This is a genomic window from Algimonas arctica (assembly GCF_014652695.1).
Lineage (GTDB): Bacteria > Pseudomonadota > Alphaproteobacteria > Caulobacterales > Maricaulaceae > Litorimonas > Litorimonas arctica.
On sequence record NZ_BMZH01000017.1, the window covers coordinates 34926 to 46375 of the forward strand.

7 protein-coding genes and 1 pseudogene are annotated in these 11450 nt (G+C 54.0%); 3 read left to right on the forward strand and 5 right to left on the reverse strand.

The genetic code is table 11. The features are described from left to right. Window positions 1–17 precede the first annotated feature (17 nt). The gene (locus IE105_RS13980; protein ID WP_267904695.1) at window positions 18–1316 is read left to right on the forward strand and encodes an MFS transporter; all 1299 of its coding nucleotides are present in this window, start codon (window positions 18–20) and stop codon (window positions 1314–1316) included. Beyond that, the gene (locus tag IE105_RS13985) at window positions 1313–3034 is read left to right on the forward strand and encodes an ATP-binding response regulator (protein ID WP_189499501.1); all 1722 of its coding nucleotides are present in this window, start codon (window positions 1313–1315) and stop codon (window positions 3032–3034) included. The genes IE105_RS13980 and IE105_RS13985 overlap by 4 nt, the downstream gene beginning before the upstream one ends. On the opposite strand, the gene IE105_RS13990 is transcribed toward IE105_RS13985, so the two are convergent. From IE105_RS13990 to IE105_RS14005, 4 genes are all read right to left on the reverse strand, one after another. After that, window positions 3017–3649 (reverse strand): response regulator transcription factor, encoded by a 633-nt coding sequence (locus IE105_RS13990; protein ID WP_189499502.1) that lies wholly within the window; start codon window positions 3647–3649, stop codon window positions 3017–3019. The genes IE105_RS13985 and IE105_RS13990 overlap by 18 nt on opposite strands. Before the next feature lie 141 nt (window positions 3650–3790). Then, window positions 3791–5266 (reverse strand): alkaline phosphatase, encoded by a 1476-nt coding sequence (locus IE105_RS13995; protein WP_189499505.1) that lies wholly within the window; start codon window positions 5264–5266, stop codon window positions 3791–3793. 17 nt (window positions 5267–5283) lie between these two features. Continuing rightward, window positions 5284–6861: an alkaline phosphatase D family protein gene (locus IE105_RS14000; RefSeq protein ID WP_189499507.1), complete on the reverse strand. Its 1578-nt coding sequence runs from the start codon at window positions 6859–6861 to the stop codon at window positions 5284–5286. A 112-nt stretch (window positions 6862–6973) separates the two neighbouring features. Continuing rightward, window positions 6974–10015 carry a TonB-dependent receptor gene (locus IE105_RS14005; protein ID WP_233354177.1) on the reverse strand — a complete coding sequence of 1014 codons (3042 nt, stop codon included), beginning with the start codon at window positions 10013–10015 and terminating at the stop codon, window positions 6974–6976. 215 nt (window positions 10016–10230) lie between these two features. Between IE105_RS14005 and IE105_RS14010 the strand changes: the two genes are divergently transcribed. After that, the gene (locus IE105_RS14010; RefSeq protein ID WP_189499509.1) at window positions 10231–11169 is read left to right on the forward strand and encodes an isopenicillin N synthase family dioxygenase; all 939 of its coding nucleotides are present in this window, start codon (window positions 10231–10233) and stop codon (window positions 11167–11169) included. 34 nt (window positions 11170–11203) lie between these two features. On the opposite strand, the pseudogene IE105_RS14015 reads toward IE105_RS14010, so the two are convergent. Next, a pseudogene (locus IE105_RS14015) lies at window positions 11204–11362 on the reverse strand (nucleoside transporter C-terminal domain-containing protein); the annotation flags it as partial. Window positions 11363–11450: the final 88 nt, after the last annotated feature.

An 11450-nucleotide genomic window follows, 5' to 3' on the forward strand; every position in this document is an offset into this window, starting at 1 on the left:
TCACTAGAAAGATCCGCGTGAGCCCACTCTCCATTTCCAGCGCGAGACCGCATCTCAACAGACGGCAGCTCTTTGCCTATGGTCTTTTGTCTATGCCTATCGCCTGGAGCTCGACCCTGCTGATTACTTTCGTGCCGACATATTATGCCATCAATATGGGGCTTGGTTTGGGGGTGGTCGGCGGGTTATTTGTTGCAGGGCGGTTGCTCGACGTCATCACTGATCCCTTAATCGGATATGCCAGTGATAGGACACGATCGCGGTTTGGTTCTCGCAGTCCTTGGATGGTTGTTGGGATGGTGTTTTTTATACCGCTCCTCCTCTTAATACTCATGCCAGTTGGATCGATTTCTCCCGTGAAAGCCGGGCTGATGATCGGTTTATTTTTTATCGCTTACACCCTGTTGGACCTGCCCTATTCGGCCACCGGACTAGAAATGTCTCCGCATCGTCATGAGCGCACAGTTTTGGCTAGTGTGAAGGCCGCCTTTCAGGTCGCTGGCGCGTTAACCTGCGCCGTTGTTGTCGCTCTCACGCCCGATGTAATGTCGACCGCGTTTCAGCAATCAGCCTTATGGATTACTGCGCTTCTAATTTTGGGGATCACATTATTTATGCGCGGAGTGCCGACCTACCCCCAACCGACCGGACGTCCGCTTTCATTGAAACGCGCCCTCATCACAATTTGGGCGGACCTGCGCTATCGCCAGCTGATGATCGCGTTTTTCCTAACGCAGACAGGCTCCGCTTTGATTTTTGGGCTGACAGCCCTGTTCATTTTGCACAATTTCGGTGACGGATCCTTGACGGGTATGTTCGTCGTCCTTGTCCTACTATCCTCGGCGTTCGCCCTGCCCATTTGGCTATGGGTCTCCAAACGGTTCGGAAAGATGCGGGTTTGGCAAATTGCTTTGATTGGCGGCGCCGCCAGTCTTTGGCTCGTGCCTATCCTCGAACCCGGCAATACGTTTCATTTCGCGGCTTTTTGCATCCTTGTTGGCAGTGTCTTCGGCGCGGACGCGGTTCTGCCAACATCGCTGCTCGCCGATATTTCGGACGATTTGACAACAGACGATGCCGGGAGTGCGGCCATGATGCTGGGGTATAAAAACGCCCTGTCAAAGTTGGGTTTTGTCGCTCCAATGGGCATTGCGTTCCCGATCTTAGGAATGTTGGGATTTGATGGCGATATCATGGTCGGGGATTCACGCCATTGGGCCCTCATTTTCTTCTATGCATTACTTCCCGCCTTATTGCGCCTTGCCGCCTTTTTAGCCGTTAAATCCATGCCCGCAGATGAGGTCACAGCCTCATGAAGCTTACCCCGACTCAGGCCGGCATGGCTGAAATCCGGTTGGCACAGGCACGTCGTCTAAGAGCCGGAGCCAAGACATCTGCGCTCATTGTTACGGGCGTCATCACCTATGTTTTCATTATATTGATCGCATCAGGCGAGAATAGAAACGCCATAATTTGGGCGAGTCTGACGCTACCAATGGTCGGCGTAACTCTGCTCTACGCCCAGTTTGGCGTCTCAAGACCGATTACCAACCATAACTACAAACGGTATCTTCTGGGGCATGTCCTTGTGACCATTGTGACGGGCCTCGTTTGGTCGGGATTTAGTATCTACCACACGGATTATAGCTCTTATACGAGCCTGTTCATTGTCGGCTCTATCGTCTGTTCGATCACCGCCGGGGGTATGTTTCCGGGGAGTGATTATCGCCCCGCCTATATCGCCCTCGCCATTTGCACGATCTTACCTGTGGCTATATTTTGGATTCTGACAGCACCCCCAACAATCCGCTATTTCGCTTTAGGACTTACGCTCTTTTTCCTCTTTGGCCTCTATAGCAGCGCCAGAGCCGAAATTAATTCGCGCGACGGCATTATTGCCCGAACCCAGCAACAACTGAGCCAAGAGACATTAACTCGTATGCAGGTCGTGCGAGAAAACTATGAGGAAAAATCGCAATTTCTTGCCGCGACCAGTCATGACTTATCTCAACCTTTGCATGCGCAAGGCTATTTTCTCGACGCGCTCGGCTATCTGCTCGATCGGCCGGATCAACGTGAATTACTTGATAAGATTAGTGCCAGTTGGCGCGCGCAAAAAGATATGCTGGACGATCTGGTCCGCGTCACACGACTGGACGGCGGGGTGCTCCAACCCAAACCCGAAACGATGGACCTACGCCCCCTTTTGAACGACCTTTGCCGCGAATATCAAGTGAGCGGCGCCGGCATGGGGATTGTCATCGACTCCAAACTTGAGAGCGTGCCGCTGATTTCAGACCCGACCTTTCTGCGCCGTATCATCGGCAACATCCTCTCCAACGCTGTCAAATTCTCCCCCCATGACGGCCATATTATCGTGACGCTGACGGCGACAAAAACGGGCGGCACGATTACGATACGAGACCAGGGCCTGGGCATCCCAAACCATTCCCGGGAGGATATGTTTACCGCGTTCACACAAGCTGGCGCGCCTGTGGGGCGACCTGATGGATCTGGGTTAGGCCTGTCCATCGTCAAACGCCTGTCAGAAAAAATTGGGGTGTCCGTTAGCCTCGACACACCTGAAGATGGGCTAGGACTTCTGGTGACAATCACAGTCCCTACCCATCACATCCAAGCCCCGCAGGATGGGCGTAACGATCAACAAAAGCGCGTGACCTTAGTCATTATCATCGATGACGAAGTTGATATTCGCGACGCCATGATGGCGTCTCTGTCAAATTGGGGGGTGCAGGCCATCGCCGCAGGAACACTGTCTGAAGCGACGGCGCTGCTGCGCCTTATCGGGCAGGTCCCTGACATGATGATTGTGGATTACCGTCTTGGCAACGATGTTAAAGGACACACGGTTATCGCCGCCTTACGTGCGGAATTTGATCCCGATATTCCCGCCGCTCTGATGACAGGCGATGTCAGCCAAATCCAAAGCGATCTAAACACTCACGTCGTACCTAAACCCGTTGCGCCCGAGACATTGCGGCGACTGGTCGGTTTATCAAATCAGCCCGAGTAAGCGCGCCCGCTTCACCAGAACCGTGCGTTTGGTGACGCCAAAGTTGATGAACATCTGCTTGAGATGGCTCTTCACCGTATTTTCGCTGATACAAAGGGTCTCAGCAATATCTCGGGTGGAGGCGCCGTCCACGAGCAGGGTCAAAATCTCTTTATGGCGTTTCGTCAGGGACGACCAAATATCACTCCCAATCGGCATATCGGGTGTCGTTGGGGCACCCGGGAACCACGTCCCGCCCTGTCGAACGGTCTGGATCACCTGCGTCAACATATCTGGATCGGCGGATTTATGAATGAAAGCCTTCGCGCCCATGGCACGGACTTGTTGGATCGGTGGATCGCTACTGATCCCGGACATAATGATGACAGGCGGAGAGGATTTCAATGTTTTGAGCGCGCCCAAAAACGCGAGCCCATTGAGTTCGCGCATGATCAAATCACAGATGATCAAATCATAGGCTTTACCCGCGCTCAAATCATCAATCATCGACTTGGCTGTGGGGTGCGTTTCGACGTCTATCTGCGGGTCAATATTGGCAACCAGCAGGCTGATTCCGTCGAGAAACAGCTGATGGTCGTCAATAATCCCGATCCGATATCGACTTGTCGTGTTCATCCGTCCCCATAATCGGAAGGTATATTATCCCGCTCTGGTTTTCGCGAGAGTTGCACGGCACTCTCGCAAAAGTCGAGGCGAAACTCGGGCCGAAACTCGAGCTTCAAAGTTTTACGCGCATCCGCCCTATCAAGGGCGTGTTTAGTCCAAATCAAGAGCGTAACTGATGGCATCATGGACATAGCTTTGTTCGACAACACCCGAGACCACGTAGCTACGGGGTCCTTTCGCATAAATCGCTACATCTTCTCCGCCATGCGTTTCCCCGCTCGACGGCACTGTCGCCTGTTGGAGATAGCTCGGGTCTTGAACCTCTTCATCCGTTAACATCGGGCGTGGCCCTGTAACGGCTCCGGGGCCGTTGCCGTAACCGAGCGTGGTGTAAGGCGCGTCATCTGACGCCAAGGCAGGTTTACCGGACGGCGCACCCGCCCCGTCATTCCAATAGACCAGTCCAAGGATCGGGTTGCCGCGTGTCGGATAACCCGCAATCGTGAAAACGTGGGAATGGTCGGCCGTCACGAGAATTGTCGTGTCGGAATCAGATGTCATAGCGTCAGCAACCGCAACAGCTTTTGCAAACGCAACCGTGTCGGAAAGCGCATTAAACGCATTGCCGCCGTGGTGCGCATGATCAATCCGCCCGCCTTCGACCATCAGCACAAATCCGTCGCCTTTGGCCGACAAAAGCTCAATCGCCTTGGCGGTCAAATCTGCCAAGGATGGATCCGCGTCAGGCCCCGTATTCATCGAATCGAACTTCAAATGGCTCGGCTCAAACAGGCCCAGAACACGGTCATCCTGACCGGGAACCAGTGTATCAAACCCAGCTTGATCGAACACGACTTTGCCTGTCGGATTCTTGGCCTGCCACGCGTCGATCAAATTGACGCCATCTGTCCGCCGTCCCATTTCATCGGGATAATCCGGTTCCACATCAGTATCGCGCAAGAAAGCGCGACGACCCCCGCCCAAAGCTACATCAAACATATTTCCGTCGACAAATTGCGCCGCAATATCGTGGCAACCGCCCGCGCGCGCCGCATCATTCAACTCACCGTCATACTCCCAATTCCGTTCTGACGAATGGGCATAAGCGGCCGCAGGAGTCGCATGAGTTAGGCGGGCGGATGACACCAGCCCGAGGCGCAAACCTTGCGCGGACGCTGCGTCAAAAAATGTCGGTAAGCCAGCACCTGTCACCTGATCACAACTGCCCCGCGGCGCGTCCGGTCCAATTGACAAGGCCCCGGCCTTGGTCTTTACGCCCGTATACATGGCTGACGCTGTCCCGGCGGAGTCCGCGACTTGTTGGTTCGTATTATAGGTTTTGGACAGCGCCGTGTGCGGGAAGGTCTCCCAAGACAATTGATGTTCTTCGCCCGCTTTGCCGAGCTGTTGGCCTGCGTAAATACGTGCCGCCGTCACCGTAGACACGCCCATGCCATCACCAATAAACAGAATGACATTCTTGGCCGGCGTTTTCACAGGCTCATAAGCGATCCGCTCAGCCAGAACGTCACCGCCAGCCTCGAAAGGTGTCGGCGTAACTGCCGTTGCGCACGCGCTCAGCAGTAAAGCCGCCGAAAGCGTCAATGTTTGGGTCGTTTTTGTCATGGCTCTCTTTCTTCTGATTAAGCTTCAATCACACCAGGATTGCCATTTTCGACAATCCATGTGCCGCGTGTCGTGGCGCCGGCCTTCGGGTCGTAAACGCTATCCATCGCGCGCAAGGTCGCCGTCCAACGGTCCTTTGTGACCTCCATAAAGGTATGACCGCGTTGACGATCATCGAAGAACTTAATGTGTGGATTATCTGGCAACATGCTTGAGAACCGACCATAGGCGTAACTGTGCGCGGTGATCGATGTCGTCACGAATTCAGATCCCACAACAGGTGAGTTCGGGTCATTAAAGCGCGGCTTCAGATCGCCAATCCACCAGCTATGCATATCTCCGCCCAGCGAGACAAAGTTTTGGGGTTTGCGCTTTGCGACCATATCGAGAATTCGTTCGCGGGTCGGCGCGTAGCCATCCCAGCCATCGCTCCACGACGCAGGATTCCCGTCCCAATCCTTTTGATTAAGCCGCGCGAATAATGTCGGCTGCGCTAACACTTCCCACGTTGCGCCCGTGCGACCAATCCCGCGCAGTAAATCGCGTTCTTGGGCCATGCCCAACATGGACCGGGTCGGATCATTCAACGCATCACAAGACACAGCCCTGGCCCCGCCATCTTCCGGCGTCTGACACGCTTGGTCATCGCGATATTGGCGCGCATCCGTCAGGGCGATGGCGAGTAGATCGCCATACTGGAACGTATCGTGGAAATGCATGTCAGGGCCGCGCGGACGAGAGCGTGCCCGTACCGGCATATGCTCATAATAAGCCTGATAGGCGGCAGCGCGACGGGCGCGAACTTCGGCTGGCGGCATATAATTTTCGTCATTAAAGCCCGCATAGTCATTCACGACTTCATGGTCATCCCAGATCATCAACCACGGGGCGCGGCGGTGGGCTTCTTGCAAGGACGGGTCGAGTTTATACTGCGCGTGAAGCCGGCGGTAATCGGATAGGTCCATCGCGTCGACCGACGTCTGACGCCGGACTTGCGGGCCCCAACTGGCCTCATAAATATAATCGCCCATATGCAGGATGAAGTCCGGGTCCATCGCAAGAACATCATCATAAGCATTAAAGAAGCCTTGTTCAAAATGTTGGCACGTCACGACGCCGAATTTAACGCTCTCCGTCGCCGCCATATATGTCGGGGCCGTCTTGGCCATGCCCGTCGGGCTGGTCTGGCCATCCGCCATAAAGCGGTAGAAATATTGCCGTTTTGGCTGCAGCCCGCCAACTTCGACATGGACACTATGCGCCCATGCCTCTGTCGCGCGCTTACGGCCGCGTTTGACCACTTTGCTAAATAATTCGTCTTCCGCGACTTCCCAATCAACATCGACTGAGCCGGGCAGCGGGGTTTCTAGCGCCAGAGGGTCGGGAACAATCCGGGTCCAGATCACAAACCCATCGGACAGCGGGTCACCGCTCGCCACGCCGAGCGGGAACAGCGTGTCTGCGCCTAATGTTCCGCGGCCATAAGCCAATTTACCGGGCGCAATCACGGGGGATGCGCTCGCGGTTGTCTGACACGCGACCAAACCCGCCGTGCCGGCCAGCGACGTCAAAAGCGTACGGCGATCAAAAGTCATATGCGTGTCCTAAGAGTGGGACCATCCTGCGCCCCAATGTCTACCGCCTAACAAAAAGGCCCGCCTTCGGAAAGGCGGGCCTGAGTTTTTCAAGCGTCAAATGACGTCTGTCCTAGAAGTCGTAAGATGCACCAAAACGGATTTCGTAAGCGGAGGCATCAAAGCTTGTTGAGAACGGCTGTCCCTCAGTCAAAGCCCGCGGGAAGCTTGGCCCACTCAGCACGCCCCATTCGTCGTTCAACAGGTTCGTGAGGTTATCAATGACCATAAAGATTTGCGCGCGATCATCAGCCCGCAGACCTGGAAGTTCTTGGGAAATTTTCAAGTCAACTTTAGTCCATGATGGACCTGTCCGACCGTTACGCTCTTCACCGGGCAGCAAGACACCACCGCTCTCCAGATAAGGTGTGAAGTTATAGTAAGCGTTCGGGTTGCCATCAACCAAGCTATACGGAGTGCCCGAGCTCGACTGGAAGAAAGCAAAGAAGCTTGTGTCATAATCTGTCCAGAAGTCTTTGGAGTAGGACACAGACCCAGAAACACGATGCTTAATATTGTAGTTCGAAGTCGACAGAACCTGCTCTTGCGGATCAACATAGGCCCGATTGACGTAGTTCGAGAACGCAACAGAGCTGGTCATCGGCTGAACGTCTTTAGCGTCCGAATACGCATAGCCCAATGTCGCTGCCCAACCGCTATCCCATTCTTTGGAGATACCGAAAGAGGCAACAAAAGCCTGATTTCCGACGTCACTATTGGTCAGGACAAACGTGTCTTGCAGCGGGCTAGAGTAAACAGGGACGTTCACACCATTGACGGTTTGCGCGCCAGTTTGAACCAGATCACCACGTTGAACGATGGCTGTATCTTCGCCATCAGACCAGAGCAGATCCGCTTGGATTGTCCACAAACCACCGAACAGCGACTCACCCGTATTAAAGTCAGGCGAGAACGTCGCGCCGATTGAGTATTTCCACTCAGACGGAATTTTGAAATCTGGGTCCAGATAGTTCAGCTCGAAGTTATCGCCATTTCCTGTCGCGACGGCATCATAGACGACGTCAGGAATGGCATAACCTGCGAAGTTTGGCACGCCGTCCTCGGCACCTGAATAGGTCTGTGCAAACAGATCAATGGGGTTCGGTTGCCCGTTACGACCGGCGCGCGCCAAGGCACCCACTTGGTCGATGTTGTTGGCCGAATAGTTGTTCGACAACCAGACATTTGGATTACCACCGGAATAGCGGCCAACACCCGCACGAACCTGAAGGTTAGGCGTTGCATCCCATACAGCGGCTAAGCGCGGCTGAATGAGATCTTCTCCGTCCAGAGTTTGTGAGTTGGAGAAACCATATTCGGCGACAAAGCTTGGGTTCTCAGTCGGGACATCAGACGTTGTATACCAATCGTAACGCACACCCGCAATGATGGAGAGATTGTCGAGGAGCTGGAACTCGTCCTGAGCGTACAATGAATATTGCGCGTAACCCCAGTCAGCGGCCGCATCGTCTGGATTCTGTGTCGGCGCATTGTTGTAATAAATGCGGTCAACCAGTCCATTTTCAAAATTGTCGATGCTCGTAAAACGCAGTTCCGTTTCGGTGTGCTGAACAAACAAATTGAAAACATCGAGATCACGACGTTCTGCACCAAACAAGAAGGAGTGATTTCCCATGTCGTAGTTGGCACGCGCAACCAAATCGAGTTTCTGATAATCAAGTTGATTGGACTGGCGACTGTCGTCACCCCCCAGATAAACCGTCACATCGCCAGTATCGATCTGAATTTCGCCAAAGTCGCCACCACCAACTGAACGGACGTCATTTTTGAAATCCAAGTAGCTGGCGAGAAACTCTGTCGAGAAATTATCAGACCAATCTGAGTAGAGAGAGCCCGCAAACGAGTGGATCCGGGACCCACGATTGTACAAGTGGTTGGAAAATTCGAACTCGTCACTGTCACCATCGGACCGAACTGTATTGAAGCCGTCATTGTAGTTATATGTGAAAGCGGCACGATGCTGCTCACTAATGTTCCAGTCGATCTTCACGAGGATTTTCTCGTCGGCGTTATCAAAACTCTCAGGTGTTGTGCCCGGGTCGTATTGGTACACTGAGTTGGAAATGGCCGAAATACGATCAAGATCAGTTTGGCTAACCTGGAACGCGCCGGTTCCGATTGTCTCCTGAAGGTTGAATGTGTTTGCGCCCTCTAGCTTTTCATAAGCCACGTTGAAGAAAAGCTTGTCCTTAATGATCGGCCCGCGAATATTAAGGCCATAACGAATTTCATCGAATGCGTTGAAGGATGTGTCCGCGCCGTTAACTTTACCGCCGCGCAGACCTTCATTCGTGTAATCGATAAACCCGCCACCGTGGAATTCGTTTGTCCCGGATTTTGTGACGGAGTTGATGTTACACGCCGTGAAGCCACCATATTTGACATCGAAAGGCGCGATTTCCACAGACACTTGTTCGATCGCATCGAACGGGAAAGGCATACGCTCTGTCGGATAACCGTTAGCGTTCAAGCCAAACGCATCATTCATGGAGATGCCGTCAAGCGTGATCGAGTTGAAGCGTGAGCTTTGGCCGACACATTGAACAGAATTGATGTCGCCGCGGCTCTCGTCAATATAGACGCGTGGGTCGAGACGAATAACGTCGGTAATGTTCCGGTTGATAGACGGGGCATTTTCGAGCGTTGTAATACCGAACGACGCGTTCGGACCGACCGCCAAGTTGGCAATAACCATGCGCTGAGCGACAACGACGATTTCATCAGTGATCGCTGTTTCTTCGCTGAGACTAAAAGCCAGTTGCGATTCGCCACTCAAAGACAACGCAATCTCTTCGACGCGTTCGCCTTGGAAATTCGCGGCTGTGACTTCGACATTGTAAGTCCCTGTGACTGACAGGTTGCGGACATTAAATACGCCGTTGGAGTCCGTTGTCACGGAACGGGTAAACCCGGTTTGGTTATTCGTGACGCGAACCAATGCGTTCGAGACGCCCGCACCAGAATCAGATTGGACTGTACCGCGAATGGCGGACGTCGTGACCTGCGCTTGCGCCAAGGTTGGCATCAGGGCGGTGGCGGCGAAGGTGCTGGTTCCGAGTAGGAACGCAGCGCCAATAGAAAGGCGTTTTGACATGAGTGACACTCCGGGACGTTTGTCGATGTAAGGTGAATTCTGTTAATGTCGCTAAGAGGACCTCAGCAACTTTGCGCGCCCCCTAGCAGCGCTTTCCGACAGTTATGTGACAGTCATGCAATGTTTCCCAGCCTGTTCACAGAGAATCTCTGCGATGTGTCATTTCGGTCACACTCACGACTGGTTTTTCGCCGTTCAGCCTATAATAAGGGCGAATGACTGAAACTTCTGCCACAGCCCCCGCCATTACCGAGCTTGATTTCGCGGACCAAGCTAAGAATCGCGTACAATTCGGGCGTGATTTGGTCGCTGGACTGCGTGAAACCGGGTTTATTGTGATCCGTAACCACACGATTCCCCAACGCGAGATTGAGGCGATGGAACGCGCAAGCAAATCCTTCTTTGCCCTGCCCGTTGAGACGAAAACCCAATATGCCATGCCAGAGCATCACTTTCAGCGCGGCTATTCGCCCTTCGGGACCGAATCGGCCAAAGATCAAGACGCGCCCGATTTAAAAGAATTTTGGCATGTTGGCCGCGACACGATCCCCAACATTCCCCCGACCCCTCCGGTCACGGAAAACCCGGCCTTCGACACAGCGGGTCACGCATTATTTGACGCGATGGATGATTTCGCTCGCACCTTGATGGTGTCGATTGGCGACACGCTCGACATGACGCCGGACGCCATGGGTGAGGCGCTTGAGAACGGAAACTCGATTCTGCGCCTGCTCCATTATCCGCCCATGCCCAAACGCGAAGGCCCGTCCGTTCGCGCGGCTGAGCATGAAGATATCAATCTCCTCACGCTATTGTTGGGCGCCGAAGAAGCGGGCTTGCAAGTCAAGCACCGCACCGGGGTCTGGCTATCGATTGACGCGCCCGTTGGCGCCGTTGTCGTCAATGCGGGCGATATGCTGGACCGGCTAACAGGCGGCGTGATCCCATCGACCACGCACCGCGTCGTCAATCCGAGCGCAGACCGCGCCCCGCATTCACGCTATTCCATGCCGTATTTTCTGCACCCGGCGAATGATTTCGTCTTGGACGCACTACCGTCCTGTCTGGAGCTGGGCGGCACGGCCAAGACACCCATTACGGCGCGGAATTATCTTGATGAGCGTTTACGCGAAATCGGGCTCGCGAAAGCGTAAGTCTTTCGCCAAGCGAACGCCTGAGCGACGCGGGCTAAAGCCCGACCAAAATCCCCGCGAGCGCTGCACTCATCAAATTGGCAAGACTGGCTGCGAACACGGCCTTCAGACCCATACGCGCGATCTCTGGCTTCCGGTCTGGAATAATGGTCCCCAACCCGCCGAGCAAAATACCGATCTGTCTGACGTCAGCGCTCATGGCACAGATTTGAGCCTGGGCTAAGAGAGACTTTGCTCACCTCCATCCTTATGGAGTGAAGCATGAGACAGACTAAAACAAC

Excerpts from the sequence above, each read along its gene's own strand:
- IE105_RS14010 (WP_189499509.1), top strand. The coding sequence starts at position 10,231 with ATGACTGAAACTTCTGCCACAGCCCCCGCCATTACCGAGCTTGATTTC.
- IE105_RS13985 (WP_189499501.1), top strand. The coding sequence starts at position 1,313 with ATGAAGCTTACCCCGACTCAGGCCGGCATGGCTGAAATCCGGTTGGCA.
- IE105_RS14005 (WP_233354177.1), bottom strand. The coding sequence starts at position 10,015 with ATGTCAAAACGCCTTTCTATTGGCGCTGCGTTCCTACTCGGAACCAGC.
- IE105_RS13990 (WP_189499502.1), bottom strand. The coding sequence starts at position 3,649 with ATGAACACGACAAGTCGATATCGGATCGGGATTATTGACGACCATCAG.
- IE105_RS14000 (WP_189499507.1), bottom strand. The coding sequence starts at position 6,861 with ATGACTTTTGATCGCCGTACGCTTTTGACGTCGCTGGCCGGCACGGCG.
- IE105_RS13995 (WP_189499505.1), bottom strand. The coding sequence starts at position 5,266 with ATGACAAAAACGACCCAAACATTGACGCTTTCGGCGGCTTTACTGCTG.